The following is a 16,983-nucleotide window of genomic DNA, read 5'->3' as shown; positions in this document are numbered from 1 at the left end:
TAATATGTTATTTCTATTTTGATCAATGGTTGAGTACAATCAGTTTCTTGGTTTTTGACTCATACCCACTGCCATCCGAAGCCACTTTGATGCGATAGAGATAGATGCCCGTACGCAAGGTTCCACTACCTGTGGATAAATCCCACTTCACAGTATAAGAACCCGAATTGGAAACGCCCGTCTCTGTATGCTGCCAGAGTTTTCTTCCGGAGGTATCAAACACTTCGATGACGATATCCAGACTGCTCGCTATTCTATTATGCGTGATGATGAATGTGGTAGAATTCCGGGCTGGATTCTCGGTCACACCTGTATCAAACGATGGTTTCAGACTCCTCACCACATTGAAAGTCAACGTAGCGGTAGAACTGTTGTTCAGTATGTCCCAGGCACGGAATTGGAGTTTATGCGGACCGGCTGCCAACTCAGGAATACTGTAATAGGTAGAGCCGCTCGTATAAGTTCCGAAATCGTAGGTGAAATTGTTATTCAGATTATACGTCTTGTTCGCATCACCGTCGATGATGAGCTGCAAATCATGCCCGATACCACTTCCTGCAGCATTGATTCCGTCCTTATCTTTCACCTCAGCCACAAAGAAAGGCGTAGGGTTCACGTTTCCACCATCCACGAAGGAAGGCGAATTGAGATAACAGTAGATAGATGGACCGATAGAGTCATTCTTTGCCAACGCACTTCCACCCACATTGAATGCGTCGCTCGAACCATGAGCACGGATGGTCCTGTCATTGTTGATGGCATAGAGATTGACCAGTCCAGATTCATCCGTATAGTTGATGTCCTTAGGTACGGCAAACTGGAAAGAGAACTTGCCTCCCACCACGCTGTCAGAACCATTATAGAGGGTCTTGGTGCGGTCGTAGAAAGTGAAAGCATCACTTTTGCCATCGTTCTGTCGGCAGGTTATCAGTTCCTTGGAATCTCTTACCGTAGCCGTCACCACACCGTTGAAAGCTTCATTTCCCTCAATATGTCCGTCGATTCTTGCCACCATTCCTGCTTTCAGCATAGCCTTGGCAGAAGCATCCGAAGTAGAAATGCCATTCACAGAATCTACTACCACTTTTAGGGTTGGCACATTCAGCGGCATTGCCGGGTCGCCTAAGAGCGCATACTGCAAGCGGTTAGAAGTCAGGTCGCTCTCCGTGATAGGCTTACCTTCCTTATCATAACCGATTACATTTCCCTTTACCAGATCGTTCTGTGCCTGTCGATGTGCCTCACCGATAGTCAGCGGTTTTCCGTCCTTCGTACTCAGCACGCGGTAGAGAAAGGCACGGTTCATATATTTATTACGATTGGCATAAACCGTTCGGGTTGTTCCATAGAAAGCAACAGCTCCTCCATTCGGATTGAGCACAGCTGCTTCACCGATATTGTCTTCCACTCCATCATAAGGCATGACATCACAGGCAGCAGTCACCCAGAGAGGGAGGTTGGTATTCTTGAAATTGTTGAAATCCATCAGTTTCACCACCTGCTCGTGCGACAACTGACCTGCACTGGCGTGACCGGCATAGTCCATAATCAGGGCACCATTGGCCTGCTGCTCCTTGATGATACGTGTAACTTCAGGATAGGAATTGCCTACAGAAGAAGTGGTGCGCTGGTAAGCATCCCACATCACCTTCTTGATTTGAAAATCAGGATATTTGTCGGCAATGTAGTTGACCACTTCGTCGGCATCCTTCATGTGGAGGTTGTCATTACCATCATCAGCCATAAACACCAATGTGTTCTGCCATGATCCCGCATTGGCATTTTCCATATAGTTGATGGTTTTATCCACCATAATCTTGGCTTCTTCTGGTGTTGAAACCGGGAATCTTCCTACCGCTACGTCCTGCTGTTGAGTAGTCGGAGAACCGCCGGCACCTTCAGAGAGAATACCCATCCAACTGTCACTCACATAACAATAAATTTTGTTGAGGGAGTTCTCGCTCTCAAAACAGAGAAGATAATCATCCGGATTCAGTCGCTTGCAGTCGGCAGTCAGCATACGGTTGTCCCATACGCAATCTCCGAAAAGCAGGAGATATTTCGGCATATTTGCCTCATTTCCTTCGGCTCTGTCTTGGAGCATACGCAGATAACGTCGGTAAGCTCCTGCATCAGGTGTTCCGCTGGAAAATTCATTATACAGTTCGTCAGCAGGCACTAAGTTGACTCTCAGCCCGTTATGGGTTTCATGATAAGTCTTGAGCCTCTTTGCCTGCTTGAGCAGTTTCTGGGAAGTAGGGATGATGATCACCATGTCGGCCTGTGCATCGGCATGATGATCCTGATTGGTAATATTATAAACGAACTGCGCTGCAGGAATCTTTCCAGAGAATTCCGGCAATGCCTTCGGTGCATTCCACACCATGGCCACATAGTCGAGGCGCATGGTTCCGCCCGAAACGTTCGTAATCGTAATCGTATCATTGCCGCCGATAGTCAGGTTCTTGAGGGTGAAAATAGTCGAACCTTCCGCTCCAAAATCGTATTCCGAACCGGAAACTTGGGCATAAACCTTGCCTAAGATCCTGCCGTTCAAAGCCACATCAGCCGTAGCAGAAGTACCCGTAGAGATGTTGACGGCCAATTTTCCGCCTGCATTTCCAGTAGTATTGGTAAAGACAATCTGCTCGCTGGCTCCCTGATTGAGCGCTTTGGAATCATAGAGATTTCTTCCACCAGAAAACCAAGCATAACCATCTACCTCATAGAGAGAATGATAGAAATCGCTGGAAGGATAAAATGAGTTCACAAAAGTAGCTGAATCCACGGTCTGCGGAGCCTCGTCGCTCTGTGTGATAAAATAATATCCGTAGTCAGAATAAGGATTACGAGTACGACGGGTGGCAGTATTGCTACTCCAGCTCACCGGACCTTTGGCATAGAAGTAATGCTTGCCATCTCTCACATACTGTGGCACTTCCTTCAGATCGTCATTGGCTAAGATTTCTGACGCATAGAGTGCCTCGTTCTGAAGATTACCTCCATAACCATACACTTTCACCTTATCAATATTAGAAAAACCAGCCTGTCGGATAACTTGGTCAGTAAGCTGATAAACACCACTCTCGCCTACTCTGATTTTCGCCCATCTTCCCGTAGCCAAAAGAGAATGAGCCGCATAATCCTTTTCTGTTTCAGAAGCACGGGTCAAGGCTCTTGCCTTCGCCATTGAACGACTGATAGGCTTGGCCTTGATGTCGAGCATGAAACTAACCAATATCTGATATTTGTTGTTGCGGAATACCAACGGACAAAAATTGACGAGGAGCGTTGCCTCATTGCGACAAAGCGAAACCTGAGTCTCTACAGGAACCTGCGATGGAAGTGCCGCCCCCGAGAGACGATTGTAGTTGGCAATATCAGCAACGGTCATATCTACATACTCTGCATATTTGACCGTTGCTGTATAAATAGAATCCTGGTGATGATTGGATAAAGGTTTGGAATACACAAATCTCGGCAACACGGAATCTACCCTGACCTCATCTGCGGTCAGATTAAAGAACTGCTGCGCCTGCATAGGTAAGACAAGCATCAGCAATAGAGTTGCAATAAAATATCTCCAAACCTTTGTAACCATATTTTTCAAATCACTTCTTACACAATTACTTACACATAAAGTCGAGCACCTTCCTGTCCTCTAAATAACCTTCCAGATGGTCATCTATCTTAACAGGTCCGCAACCCGTAGGGCAACCCGTATAGAGCAAGTCACCCGTCTTCAGCGTGAAATACTGACTGATGTACGAGATAATTTCGTCCACCTTGTAGAGCATATCACTGGAACAACCTTCCTGCACATTTTTTCCGTTCAAGTCGAGATGGAAATGAATAGCCTGTATGTCTCTGAATTTCTGTACATCTACCCATTCACCGATAACGGCAGAACCGTCGAATCCTTTCGCTAACTCCCAAGGCTGTCCTGCCTCTCTTAGTTTCTTCTGCATTTCTCTGGCTGTGAAGTCAATACCCACAGTCACAGCATCATAATAGCGGTGGGCGAAACGCTGCGGAATCGTCTTTCCCAACTTGCAGATGCGCACCACCAATTCGGTTTCATACTCGATGCGTCCCAGATGGTCTGGGATGAAGAAAGGCTTGCCATTATTGAGTAAGGCAGAATCTGCCTTCGTGAAAATGACAGGACGCTCTGGTTTAGATAACGTACCATGGAGCGATTTATTGTGTTCGGCATAGTTCATGCCTATGGCAAATATCTTCATAATATCAATATTTTAAGAAAGAATAACCCAAAAAGTAAAATTTTGAGGAAATTCCGAGAAATTTCTTGAATGAAATTCTGAGAAAAACCTGCTGTGAGATTCTGAGAAATTCAGCTATGAGATTCCCTCAAAACTTCCGATAAAAAGAAAGGGAGTTAGAAGTAAAGCTGAGCTTTATCTCCATAACTCCCGGATATTCTAATTTAACTATAAGTCAAATTATAGTTGTTGTTGTTGAGTCATCTTGTGATGATCCCATCCAGCTAAAAGCGTGGATTACTCAGCAACGAGTGTGAAACGCTTGTAAGCAGTGATCTTGAGATCCTTGCTCTGAGAAGCGAGGTACTGAGCAACAGTCTGCTTGTCGCCATCACCGAACTGGAACTCCTGGTCAACGAGGCAGTTCTCCTTGAAGAACTTAGCCAAACGACCATTAGCGATGTTCTGGATCATAGTTGGGTTCAAAGAAGCAGCCTTCTCCTCACCTACAGTCTTCTTGATGTTGCGAGCCTCTTCAGCCTGCTCAGGTGTCAACCAGCCCTTCTTAGTGTTGCTCTCAATGTGATCCTCAGAGTCAACGTGAGCTGGGTTGATGCCAGCCTTCTTCAAAGCTGCGTTAACAGCCTTCTCTACGAGCTCTTCCTTAGTCTTAGCTACAGCTACCTCAAGCTCAGTCTTCTTAGTCTCCTCAGAAACAGAAGACTCGTCGAGAGCTACAGGGCGCATAGCAGCTACCTGCATAGCTACCTTGTGACCAGCCTCCTCGTTGTTCTCGTTGAGCTGAACCATAGTACACAAAGTGTGCTTGTTCATGTGGTCGTAAACCTCGATGTTCTCACCCTCGAGTACATTGTAGCCATCGAGCTCCATCTTCTCGCCAGTGATACCAGAGCGCTGAGTAACAGCAGCCTGAACATCAGACTCGCCGAGAGCCAAAGCCTTTACCTCATCGAGAGTGTGGCACTTAGCAGCGATAGCAGCGTCGAGGATATCAGATGTCAACTTGATGAAGTCAGCACCATTAGCAACGAAGTCAGTCTCACACTTGAGAGCGATGATAGCAGCGAAATCGTTAACCTTCTTAACGAGAACACAACCATTAGAAGTCTCACGGTCAGAACGCTTAGCAGCGATAGCGAGACCACGCTCACGGAGCAACTCCTTTGCCTTATCGAAATCACCTTCAGCCTCTGTAAGTGCCTTCTTAACGTCTGCAAGACCAGCACCAGTCATAGCGCGAAGTTTCTTGATATCTTCAATTGAAACAGCCATAATATTTTTTTATATTAAAAAGTTAATAAAAATCTTGCTTTAAAAGCTACTAAAGCCATCGAATCATTAACAGAATCAATGGCTCCAGTATATATTCTTCTACCTAATTACTCAGCAGCAGCCTCTTCCTTGCGTGCAGCCTTCTTCTTAGGCTGATCTTTCTGCTCTGCTGCAGCTTTCTCATCAGCCTTCTCAGCCTTACGTTCCTCAAGACCCTCAGCGATAGCACTGCAAACTGCAGAGAGGATTACCTCTACAGAATCCTTAGCATCGTCGTTAGCTGGGATGATGTAATCGATATTCTTAGGATCAGAGTTTGTATCTACGATACCGAATACAGGAATACCAAGACGGTTAGCCTCTTTCACTGCGATGTGCTCCTTCATTACGTCGATAACGAAGAGTGCGCTTGGAAGGCGAGTCAAGTCAGCGATAGAACCGAGGTTCTTCTCCAACTTAGCACGCTGGCGGCTTACCTGAAGCAACTCACGCTTTGAGAGGTTAGAGAATGTACCATCGTTCATCAACTTGTCGATGTTTGCCATTTTCTTCACAGCCTTACGAATTGTAGGGAAGTTAGTGAGCATACCACCTGGCCAACGCTCAATAACGTAAGGCATGTTAACTGAAGCAGCCTTCTCGGCTACTACATCCTTAGCTTGTTTTTTAGTAGCGACAAACAAAATCTTCTTGCCTGACTTGGCAATAGCCTTGAGAGCCTCTGCAGCATCGTCGATCTTAGCTACAGTCTTGTTGAGGTCGATAATATGAATACCGTTACGCTCCATGAAGATGTAAGGAGCCATTGCTGGATTCCACTTGCGACGGAGGTGTCCGAAGTGGCAACCTGCCTGAAGTAACTGGTCAAAATTTGTTCTTGACATTGTCTTTTCTTGTTTAATTGTTGTTTACTTTCTTTTTAAATTCTAATCTAGAATCAGTCGATGAGTAGTCCCCGATTAATGGAATCTCACCGATTTAGATACTAAACTTAGTTCAGCTATATATAACCAATATATATAATAATGTATAGTATTGATTAACGCTTGCTGAACTGGAAGCGACGACGAGCCTTTGGCTGACCTGGCTTCTTACGCTCTACAGCACGTGAGTCACGTGTCATGAAGCCTGCATCCTTCAAAGCCTTCTTATCCTCTGCGTCGATCTTAACGAGTGCGCGAGCGATAGCGAGGCGGAGTGCCTGGCTCTGACCGGTGAAACCACCACCGTCGAGGTTTGCCTTAATATCATACTTACCCTCAGCCTCGAGCAACTGCAATGGCTGCTTTACTACATAGCGAAGGATTGCTGATGGGAAATATGTCTCAATATCTTTCTTGTTGATTGTGATCTTACCGGTACCCTCTGTGAGGTAAACACGAGCTACAGCGCTCTTGCGGCGACCAATTGCATTAATTACTTCCATTCTACCTTAATTATTTATACTGGTTAATATCAATTGCCTTTGGCTGCTGAGCCTCATGCTTGTGCTCTGTGCCATCGTAAATGAAGAGGTTGTCCATCAAAGAACGGCCGAGAGGGCCCTTTGGCAACATACCCTTGATAGCGTGACGAAGGATCTTATCCATACCGTCTGGACGCTTGCGCAACTCAGCTGGAGTGTTGAAGCGCTGACCACCAGGATAACCAGTGTAACGTGTGTAAATCTTATCAGTCTCTTTCTTACCAGAGAATACAGCCTTTGCTGCATTGATAATGATTACGTTGTCACCACAATCTACGTGTGGAGTGAAAGTTGGCTTGTACTTACCGCGGAGCAACTTTGCTACCTTTGAGCAAAGACGACCAACTACCTGGTCTGTTGCGTCGATTACAACCCACTCTTTCTTAGCTGTCTCCTTGTTTACGGAGATAGTCTTGAAACTTAATGTGTCCATTTTAAAATTTAAATTACTACTAAAAAACGTTTTTAATCTTTTTACTCACTATTTCGGACAGGTGATTCTCTAACCGCAAATCCCGGCCACAGGACATTGCTATTAACACACCAATCCAGGGGACTCTAAGTGTATCCCCGAAATAATCGGACTGCAAAATTACACATTTTTATTTGATTATGTGTAGGTTACGATTCTATCTCCTTATCTTTTATAGTTATTTAACTTAATTTACACTTTCTCTTTGTATTGCACTCCCAAAACGTTCTTTATATCTCTTTTAACTAACGTTACCAGATTCGGATTTCAAAGGATACTGCTATTTTAGCCATTCCCTTGAATATCCGAACCATTTTTTAGAAGAATAGACACCTATCTTACCACAATTTTCTTACCACCTTGCACATATATGCCTTTAGGCAATGTCTGCATATCCGTGCCCACTTTCTTTCCATCCAAGGTATAGATAGTAGGAGATTTTTCATTATGCGCATCTATCACAATTTCCAGGATTGCTGTTGGAGTAAATTCCTTGATATTGGCAAATCGTCCCCATTCCTCTGAAGCCTTATACTTATCGACGCAACCGACAGGCACATAGAGGATACAAGTATCATACAGAGGCGATGCCTCACCATTTCCAAAATTGGGAAATATATCCTTTGCCTGTACGGGGTCTTGACTTTCGCAATAAATGCTCTTGATAGACGAACCCCAATCATTACCAAAGGCGGCCTTTCCTATTTCTTTTACACTTGCAGGAATTGTAATCGTTTCTAAGCCCTCAAATCTACACACAAAACAACCATCACCTATCTTTTCCAACGTTTGTGGCAGAGCTATTTTTTTCAAACTGACACAATCGCTAAAACAACTTGATTCCAAAATCTTCAGCTTTTCCGGCAACTGAACATTGCTCAGATTAGTACACATTTGGAAACAGCCAATTGGCAGTTTCTCAATAGTTGCAGGAAGAGATATGCTTGTTAAGTTGCTCGCTGAATAAAAACACTGCGTATCCATGTCCGTTATAGAATAAGTAATATCCCCTTCCGTGATTTGAGCAGGAACAACATATTTTTCACCAGAGACAAGATTTTCTTTATCATTTCTATCCAATGCCTTTAATGTTCCCGTTTGGGTTTTCGGATTCAAATCATAGTTAAAGCCATTATCTTGCGCGGTATAATAAACGTGATAGAATTTCTCCCATCCTTCGCTCTCCTTATAACTTTCCTCACTGCCTTCAGGAACCTGTAGTTTGCAATCCCTAAACAACTTCCAGTCTCCATCTAAGTAATCCCAGTAAGAAACAGGCGGAACTATCGCATTACAAACTATCTTTTTCAAAGAGGTACATCTCGAGAAAGATAAATCTATATAATTTACCTTACTTGGAATTGTAATTTCTTCCAGTTTCTCACAACCATTAAAGCACCAAAGCCCCAAACGTTCACAGTTCTCTGGCAAAACGACATTGACCAAGGATTTGCAAAAATTAAAGCATTGTGTCTCCAATTCTGAGAGATTCTTAGGCAACTTCACGCTCTGCAAAGAAATACAACCATAAAAGCAACATTCCCCAATTTTGGTTACACTTTGAGGGAAAATAACGCCATCCAAACTTATACATTCAGCAAAACAAGAGTCGGAAAGTTCCTCCAACTGCTCGGACAACTGAACATCCTTTAAATTGAAGCATCTGTTAAAACAAGCCCATCCTATTTTCTTGACAGTAGAAGGTAATACGATACTTTGCAAGGTCTCGTTGTGGAGTTCAGCTTCCCAATCATACATTTTATCATTGCCAACAAAACAATGATCACCCAATTCTGTCAATACATATTCTACACCATTGCCATCTTTTACGGTAGATGGAAGGACATAATTAGTTGCAGTGTAGAGGGACTTGCCATCAGCATCAGTATTACGAACCAAGGTAGCAGTCTTTGTTGTTGCATTCAGCTTGTACTTGAACCCTGTCGCTGTGTCTGTATAGTCGGTCATAAAGAACTTGCCCCATATAGGATGTTTCTTGTAAGCCGCTTCACATTCACTTGGCACAACCAATGTATGATGAGCGTAAAACTCAGAGTAAATGGACATATCGCCCTTTACTTCTGCAGGAGTAAAAGAAAGGCAAGTGATGGTCAGCTGCTGATTATTCTCCATTAAATCAAACAATAATTTTCCTATCTCTGTCACACTTGCTGGTATAGTAATCTGTTCCAAAGAATATGTATACTTAAAACATTGCTCACCAATCCTCTTCAGTCCCTCGTTCAGCTTCAATTTTTTAAGTTCGCGACATCTGATAAAGGCTCCATCCCCAATCTCCTCTATAGTCGCAGGCAAAACTACTTCCTTCAAATTTGTTGCATTAAAAAAACAATTAGCACCCAACTTTGTTACCTTATATTTTACCCCTTCATCCGCTACATAGCTCGGGACAACATACTTCTCTGCTGAATACAAAGACTCATAAAAAATATAACCCGAAGTACCTTGCTGCTGTATCAGTTCAGCCGTATGTTTTTCATCATCCAACTCATACTTCAGTCCATTACTTTCGTCCACATAATAATGGTGAGCTAAACCTGGCAAGGAGAATACCAAAAGCAACATGAATGTTAACACTTTTTGTAAAGGCTTGCAGCCTCCGTTTGCGTAAAGTTTCTTTTCCATAATAAAATCTCAAATAGTTAATATTCCGTTAATCTATTTTAAGGCAATAATAAATATGCCATGTCGCCTGCAAAGATACAATATATTTTTAAAAAGCACAAAATAAATTGCAGAAAATTCACTTTATCCAGATGTAAAAGGCCAAAGAAATCACTATAAAGACCGAGTGATTTGTGTAACCCATTACCCAAACCACTACCGACAAACATTTGTATATTTTTCGAAAAAGTCGAAAAGGAGGGTGTGTCATAAGCCATGATACACCCTTTTTCAATCTGTATTTTCCTACAATAAATGTTAAGACATGCCCTTCTCGATGACACTCCCATTTTCTACAAATACTCTTATAATTTCCCTTCTCTGCCTGGGTATTTTTTTCTCCCTGCCCACGCAAGATTTTTTCCGTGGGCAGGGAAAAATAAAAGTGGGTACAGGGGCGGAAATTATTCACTCAATCCATACGATTCTTTATGACATCCTACGGATTACTTCCTCTGGATGGCACAATACTGCCCACCAGATGGGCAATATAATGCCATCGCGAAACATAAAACACTACGTCGCGAAATAAAGTTCACGAAAATTTCATATAAGTCTCACACAAACTTCATATAAGCCTCATGCAAACTTTATCTAAGCCCCAAACCAATTTGAAATGAAGCTTACTTCATCGTCAAATGAAGCCTATTGCAATGGCAGATGAAGCCTATTGCAATGACCAATGAAGCCTGCTTCGATAGTAAACTAAGCATTTTTGCTATATACACGTTCTTTATATTACTTTTAACCTACTTTACCATATTCCCTACTGCACATATCCTATCAGCTGCTCAGTTCTATCCGCCAGGAAAAGAGGGATATTGACAAAAGTATCATCCTTTTTGAGATTAAGCATAGAATATCTGATGCGCAGATGGGGAGAATACTTCCTGTTATACTCTATCAAACTGCGCCCGGTAACACTTGTTCCCGATTTCACCTCCATAGGAATCACATCCAAACCACGCTGAACGATGAATTCTACTTCCGCCGTATTTCCTGACGCCCAATAATGAGAACATTTGATGCCATTAGCCACCAGACTCTGAAGAATATAGTTCTCAGCCAAAGCACCCTTGTATTCCTTAAAGATTGGATTATCACTCAAGTATGCCTCAGGACTCAACTCTGCAAGAACTCGCAACAAGCCCACATCAAGACTGTAAATCTTGAAGATGCTTAAATCTTCATAAGATTTCAATGGTACCTGCGGAGTAGAACACAAACTTACCTTGTATATCAATCCTGCATTCTGAAGCCAGGTAAGAGCATCCTCATATTCACGGGCTCTCGCACCAGGACGGACCAGCTGATAAACAAATTTTCTGTTCTCCTTAGCCAACTGTGACGGTAATGACCGCCAAACATGCGAAATTCTATTGGCAAGCAAAGGCGTGGCATGCTTCACAAAGTCCAAGGAGTAATCCTGCAGTATATTACGAAGCGTAGTTTCCACACCTTCCAAATCTTTCTCTATCATCTTCATAGCCACTGCCGGCATTCCACCAGAAATGCGATAGGCGGTAAAAGCTTGCGAGAGACGGTCGAAAAACACATCAGGAAGCGGTTCCAGACTATCTATCGACATATAATATTGATAGAGTCCGGCATCACGCTGTTCCAAAAATTCAGAAAAAGTAACGGGATACATGTTCATGTGATCCACCTTTCCCACTGGAAACGAAAATCCCTGATGCCCAAAAGCCAACCCCAGGAGCGAACCGGCACAAGCCACAGCATACTCGGGGGTCTTTTCGCAGAAATATTTCATGGCACTTATGGCTTCCGGACAATCCTGTATCTCATCAAGGACAAGCAAAGTCTTATGAGGTAAGATTGGCTCGGATGTAAGATACGACAGCTGCTCGATGATTTGCTGCGGGTTCTTGGTCTTGCGAAAGATGTCACAAACACCCTCTTCTTCATCAAGACTGAAATAAGCACAATGTTCAAAGCTGTCTTCTCCAAATTTCTTCAGCACCGATGTCTTGCCTACTTGGCGAGCTCCCAGCATCATCAATGGCTTGCGGTCTCTGCGCTCTTTCCATTGCTCCAATTCGTGAATAATCGTTCTGTTAAACATATCCCCTTATTTTTATTGAAGTGGGGAAAATGTGGAATTTTACACATTTTTGATACCTTTTTTGTGTAATTCTCCACATTTTCCACACTTGAATCCATAATTATGGGGCAAAAGTACTAAAAAACAAGTAACGAAACAAACTTCCTCACGTTCTTTATATTACTTTTAACCTACTTTACCATATTCACGGAACAAAAAAAAGAGTGCACTGTAACAAACAATGCACTCTTTTTTTATTATCCCAATTCCTTATCCAGGAAATATTATCTGATGAACAGCAGCTCACGATACTTTGGCAAAGTCCAAAGTTCATCGGCTACGAGGAGTTCAAGCTTGTCTATCTGATAACGGATTTCCTCCATCTTTGGAGCTACCGTGTCGTGATATGCTACAGCCTTCTCGCGCTCGCTCTCTATCTTGTTAGCTACCTTGCGGGCATCAACCAGCGCCTCTACACCACGCTCTATTGCCTCGGTGCGCTCAGCAATCTCACGGATAATCTTCACGTTGCGGGCTGTCAGTTTCTTACCTTCCTCGCCACCGAAGATGTGAATCATGCCCTCTACATTCTTTGCCAGACGGCTCTGATAGTGGGTAGCCACAGGAATGATGTGGTTCATGCTCAGGTCGCCCATCACACGAGCCTCTATCTGAATCTTCTTGGTATAAGTCTCCCACTTCACCTCGTTGCGCGCCTTCAACTCGCTCTCGCTCATCACGTTGGTCTTGGCAAACATCTCGATGCTTTCCTTATCCAGATAGCGGTCGAAGACTACCGGACAGGAAGCCTCGCAGTCGAGTCCACGCTTCTGGGCCTCTTCCTTCCACTCATCAGAATAGCCGTTGCCATCAAAGCGGATAGGCTTGCAAGTCTTGATATCCTCGCGTACAATATCTATAATAGCAGAAGTCTGATCCTCACCCTTGGCAATAAGTGCATCCACACGGGTCTTGAATTCTTCGAGAGCCTCAGCCACAGCTGCATTCAGCACGATAAGAGATGACGCACAGTTGGCCTCACTACCCACAGCACGGAACTCAAAGCGATTGCCGGTAAAAGCAAAAGGTGAAGTACGGTTGCGGTCGGTATTATCAATCATCAGCTCTGGAATCTCAGGAATATCCAGTTCCATTCCCTTCTTGCCTGCCAATGCAAAGAGTTCCTCCTTATCTGCCTTTTCTATATGGTCTAAGAGATCAGTGAGCTGCTTGCCCAAGAAAGAGGAGATGATGGCAGGTGGAGCTTCGTTGGCACCCAGTCGATGGGCATTGGTTGCGCTCATGATAGAAGCCTTCAGCAGACCGTTGTGCTTATACACACCCATCAGGGTTTCCACGATGAACACTACAAATCGGAGGTTATCCTCAGGAGTTTTGCCTGCCGCATGAAGCAGAACACCAGTATCAGTGCAGAGGCTCCAGTTGTTGTGCTTACCCGAACCATTGACGCCAGCGAATGGCTTCTCGTGCAAGAGAACACGGAAACTGTGCTTATGTGCCACACGCTTCATCAAACTCATCAGGAGCATGTTATGGTCAACGGCAAGATTGCACTCCTCGAAGATAGGCGCCAACTCAAACTGGTTAGGAGCCACCTCATTATGGCGGGTCTTACAAGGAATACCGAGTTCGAGAGCCTGTATTTCCAAATCTTTCATGAATGCCTGCACGCGCTCAGGAATAGTTCCGAAATAGTGGTCGTCCATCTGCTGATTCTTGGCCGAATCGTGCCCCATCAGCGTACGTCCGGTGAGCATCAGGTCAGGGCGTGCCGAATAGAGGCTTTCATCCACGAGGAAATATTCCTGTTCCCATCCCAAGTTGGTCTGCACCTTCTTCACCTGAGGATAGAAGTAATGGCACACTTCGGTAGCTGCTTCACTCAGTGTATGGAGCGAGCGGAGCAGTGGAGCCTTATAATCGAGGGCCTCACCTGTATAAGAAATAAAAATGGTAGGGATACAGAGCGTATCATCGATGATAAAGACTGGCGAAGTTGGGTCCCAGGCAGAATAACCTCTGGCCTCGAAAGTGTTGCGGATTCCGCCATTAGGGAACGAACTGGCATCAGGCTCCTGCTGAACAAGCAACTTGCCTGAAAATTCCTCTATCATACCACCCTTGCCGTCGTGCTCCACAAAAGCATCATGCTTCTCTGCAGTACCCTCGGTAAGAGGCTGAAACCAGTGCGTATAATGAGTTACCCCGTTTTCTTCTGCCCAAAGCTTCATGCCCGCAGCCACAGCATCAGCGATGGAACGATCCAGACGATTACCATTATCAATCACATCGATGAGTTTCTCGTAAACATCAGATGGGAGATACTTGTACATCTTCTGGCGGTTGAATACATACTTGGCGAAGTATTCCGAAGGGCGAACCTTGGGAGCTTCCACCTCTACAGGTCTTTTCTTAAAGGCCTCGGCTACAACCTCAAATCTCAAATTAGCCATTCTTTTATCGTATTTATAAGTTTGCGGGTGCAAAGTTAGTAATTTTTTGGCAAAACACTAACATTTTGCTCACATTTTATGCAAATTTCAAACTTATATCAAATAAAATCACATCTTTATATATATTAGACAACCTTATCTGAATAAAATGAGACGATGAAACTATATATAATAAGGTAATGATACACTATATATAATAAGGTGACAAATTTGAATAGGAAAATAAGCATTTTAGAGTTACATATTTTTCCCCATTTTCTTCTTTTTTTCTCCTAAAAAAGAATTAAAAAACGCCTTTTTACTCAATATTGCGGTATAAGGTAGAATAATGGGGAAAAATATGTAATGGAATTCCTTCTTTTTTTATTAACTTTGCACCGACAATAAAAGAATGATGAACAACAGACTAACAAGTTATCAGCTGCAAGACTTTGCAGAAGAAGACGGCAATTCGGTTTTTTCCGACCCGGATTATGTAGTAGCATCTCCCCTGCTGCTATTTCCCGACAAAGAAGAAAGCATCAAGGTCAATTTCCTGATGATGCTCTTCTGTCTGGACGGCAATCTGTGCCTGAATTTCGACGACCGCAAGATAGAACTCTTTGCCGGCGACCTGCTGCTTGTTCCTCCCAACGTCATCGTTCACAGCATCCGCAAGAGCGAGAGGTGCCTCATCACAATGGTAGGCTATTCCCTCTCGGCAGTACGCCGTCTGCTGACGAGCAACCGAGATGCATGGATTATGTTCAATGCTCTCAACCAGAAACCGTTGATATCTTACAACCAGAAGATCATCCACAATTTCATCAGCACGTTCGTCAACATTCTGCGTTTCCGCAGCAATCGGCACGACCACTACTGCAACGAGCTGAAGGAAAGTCTGATGGCGAGTATCTTCTTCTATGTAATCAACGACATTCATGTGCCTGCCTACGACAACGTGATTACCACGCAGCACAGGCACAGTGCCGACAGGATTTTTCTGGAGTTCTCCAATGCCCTGGCAGTTGACAACGGTTGCCATCGCACCGTGGCCTATTATGCAGACAAGCAATGCGTGAGTCCGAAATATCTCTCGAAGATTGTCAAGCAGTACACGGGAAAGCCTGCCATCGGCATCATCCTGGAACATGCAGTAGATAAGATCAGGGCTGAGTTGAAATACACCGATATTCCCATCAAGGAAGTAGCCGAAAGGTTCGGGTTCGACGACTATGCCTCGTTCTGCAAATTCGTGAAGACCCACATCGGATGCAGTCCGCAGAACTGCCGGAACAGTTGACAGAGTCTTACAGGAAAACTGAAAGGGAACTATCAGAAAGGCTGAAAAGGTCTGACAGAAAGACTATCGGTTTCATTGCTGCGACAAAATTAGAATTGATTCAACAAAAATAAATCAGTTAAATAAATACATTATTTATAGTTAAGAAACAAATCATTAATACTAACGACTATGCGCGTAATTATTGAAAAAAATTATGATGAGCTGTCACGTTGGGCAGCCAATCACGTAGTAGAGACAATCAACAAGTTCGCTCCAACAGCAGAGCGTCCATTCGTACTTGGTTTGCCAACTGGGTCATCCCCAATGGGTATGTATGCAGCGCTCGTAGAGGCTGTCAAGGAAGGCAAGGTATCATTCAAGCACGTCATTACTTTCAACATGGATGAATACGTAGGTTTACCAGAGTCTCATCCTGAGAGCTACCACTCATTCATGGCAAAGAATCTGTTCGATCACATTGATTGCCCTAAGGAGAACATCAACATTCTCAATGGTAATGCAGAAGACCTCGAAGCTGAGTGCGAGCGCTACGAGCAGAAGATCAAGGCTGCAGGCGGTATCGACCTCTTCATTGGCGGCATTGGTCCTGACGGCCACATCGCCTTCAATGAGCCTTACTCTGCCCTCACCTCACGCACCCGTGTGAAGACTCTCACCACCGACACCCGCATCGCCAACTCACGCTTCTTCGGCAATGATCCTGAGGCTGTTCCTGCTTTGGCTCTTACCGTAGGTGTAGGCACCGTGATGGACGCAAGAGAGGTGATGATTCTCTGCAATGGCCACAACAAGGCACAGGCTCTCCACGCTGCCATCGAAGGTCCTGTTACACAGGCTTGGACCATCAGCGCACTCCAGCTCCACAAGCACGGCATCATCATCTGTGATGAAATGGCTACAGACGAGTTGAAAGTGGGAACCTACCGCTACTTCAAGGATATCGAGAAGAACAATATCTAAAAGACCCCTCGACCGAGAAAATTCCAACAGACCGAGAGAAAATTCCAACATTATCAATATATTA

11 protein-coding genes are annotated in these 16,983 nt (G+C 44.1%); 2 read left to right on the top strand and 9 right to left on the bottom strand.

The annotated features are described in order from the left end of the window. Window positions 1-22: 22 nt before the first annotated feature. From porU to DW917_RS05275, 9 genes are all read right to left on the bottom strand, one after another. Window positions 23-3,601, bottom strand: a complete 3,579-nt coding sequence (gene porU, locus DW917_RS05320; RefSeq protein WP_118117015.1) for a type IX secretion system sortase PorU — start codon at window positions 3,599-3,601, stop codon at window positions 23-25. A gap of 25 nt (window positions 3,602-3,626) precedes the next feature. Further along, window positions 3,627-4,244 carry a fumarylacetoacetate hydrolase family protein gene (locus DW917_RS05315; protein ID WP_118117014.1) on the bottom strand — a complete coding sequence of 206 codons (618 nt, stop codon included), beginning with the start codon at window positions 4,242-4,244 and terminating at the stop codon, window positions 3,627-3,629. Between the two features lie 276 nt (window positions 4,245-4,520). Next, window positions 4,521-5,516, bottom strand: a complete 996-nt coding sequence (gene tsf, locus DW917_RS05310) for a translation elongation factor Ts (RefSeq protein ID WP_118117013.1) — start codon at window positions 5,514-5,516, stop codon at window positions 4,521-4,523. 107 nt (window positions 5,517-5,623) lie between these two features. Then, a complete protein-coding gene (gene rpsB, locus DW917_RS05305; protein WP_118117012.1) occupies window positions 5,624-6,400 on the bottom strand; it encodes a 30S ribosomal protein S2 in 777 nt (258 codons plus the stop codon). Window positions 6,401-6,555: 155 nt separating this feature from the next. After that, window positions 6,556-6,942 carry a 30S ribosomal protein S9 gene (rpsI, locus tag DW917_RS05300; protein ID WP_118117011.1) on the bottom strand — a complete coding sequence of 129 codons (387 nt, stop codon included), beginning with the start codon at window positions 6,940-6,942 and terminating at the stop codon, window positions 6,556-6,558. A 10-nt stretch (window positions 6,943-6,952) separates the two neighbouring features. Continuing rightward, the gene (rplM, locus tag DW917_RS05295; protein WP_118117010.1) at window positions 6,953-7,414 is read right to left on the bottom strand and encodes a 50S ribosomal protein L13; all 462 of its coding nucleotides are present in this window, start codon (window positions 7,412-7,414) and stop codon (window positions 6,953-6,955) included. A 372-nt stretch (window positions 7,415-7,786) separates the two neighbouring features. After that, window positions 7,787-10,099, bottom strand: a complete 2,313-nt coding sequence (locus DW917_RS05290) for a leucine-rich repeat domain-containing protein (RefSeq protein WP_118117009.1) — start codon at window positions 10,097-10,099, stop codon at window positions 7,787-7,789. Window positions 10,100-10,904: 805 nt separating this feature from the next. Next, window positions 10,905-12,221 carry an ATP-binding protein gene (locus DW917_RS05280; protein WP_118117007.1) on the bottom strand — a complete coding sequence of 439 codons (1,317 nt, stop codon included), beginning with the start codon at window positions 12,219-12,221 and terminating at the stop codon, window positions 10,905-10,907. Window positions 12,222-12,484: 263 nt separating this feature from the next. Further along, window positions 12,485-14,674, bottom strand: a complete 2,190-nt coding sequence (locus DW917_RS05275; RefSeq protein WP_118117006.1) for a glutamine synthetase III — start codon at window positions 14,672-14,674, stop codon at window positions 12,485-12,487. Window positions 14,675-15,065: 391 nt separating this feature from the next. On the opposite strand from DW917_RS05275, the gene DW917_RS05270 reads away from it, so the two are divergent. Further along, window positions 15,066-15,956: an AraC family transcriptional regulator gene (locus DW917_RS05270; RefSeq protein WP_118117005.1), complete on the top strand. Its 891-nt coding sequence runs from the start codon at window positions 15,066-15,068 to the stop codon at window positions 15,954-15,956. Between the two features lie 171 nt (window positions 15,957-16,127). Further along, entirely contained in the window at window positions 16,128-16,919 is a 792-nt protein-coding gene (nagB, locus tag DW917_RS05265; protein WP_118117004.1) for a glucosamine-6-phosphate deaminase, read from the top strand. Window positions 16,920-16,983: the final 64 nt, after the last annotated feature.

The sequence above is a fragment of the Prevotella sp. AM42-24 genome (assembly GCF_003461825.1).
In the GTDB taxonomy this organism is placed as follows: Bacteria; Bacteroidota; Bacteroidia; order Bacteroidales; family Bacteroidaceae; genus Prevotella; species Prevotella hominis.
Note: the sequence above shows the minus strand (reverse complement) of the source record. Positions and strands in the feature narration are given on the sequence as shown.

Excerpts from the sequence above, each read along its gene's own strand:
- rpsI (WP_118117011.1), bottom strand. The coding sequence starts at position 6,942 with ATGGAAGTAATTAATGCAATTGGTCGCCGCAAGAGCGCTGTAGCTCGT.
- DW917_RS05280 (WP_118117007.1), bottom strand. The coding sequence starts at position 12,221 with ATGTTTAACAGAACGATTATTCACGAATTGGAGCAATGGAAAGAGCGC.
- DW917_RS05290 (WP_118117009.1), bottom strand. The coding sequence starts at position 10,099 with ATGGAAAAGAAACTTTACGCAAACGGAGGCTGCAAGCCTTTACAAAAA.
- DW917_RS05275 (WP_118117006.1), bottom strand. The coding sequence starts at position 14,674 with ATGGCTAATTTGAGATTTGAGGTTGTAGCCGAGGCCTTTAAGAAAAGA.
- rpsB (WP_118117012.1), bottom strand. The coding sequence starts at position 6,400 with ATGTCAAGAACAAATTTTGACCAGTTACTTCAGGCAGGTTGCCACTTC.
- DW917_RS05270 (WP_118117005.1), top strand. The coding sequence starts at position 15,066 with ATGATGAACAACAGACTAACAAGTTATCAGCTGCAAGACTTTGCAGAA.
- porU (WP_118117015.1), bottom strand. The coding sequence starts at position 3,601 with ATGGTTACAAAGGTTTGGAGATATTTTATTGCAACTCTATTGCTGATG.
- rplM (WP_118117010.1), bottom strand. The coding sequence starts at position 7,414 with ATGGACACATTAAGTTTCAAGACTATCTCCGTAAACAAGGAGACAGCT.
- tsf (WP_118117013.1), bottom strand. The coding sequence starts at position 5,516 with ATGGCTGTTTCAATTGAAGATATCAAGAAACTTCGCGCTATGACTGGT.
- DW917_RS05315 (WP_118117014.1), bottom strand. The coding sequence starts at position 4,244 with ATGAAGATATTTGCCATAGGCATGAACTATGCCGAACACAATAAATCG.
- nagB (WP_118117004.1), top strand. The coding sequence starts at position 16,128 with ATGCGCGTAATTATTGAAAAAAATTATGATGAGCTGTCACGTTGGGCA.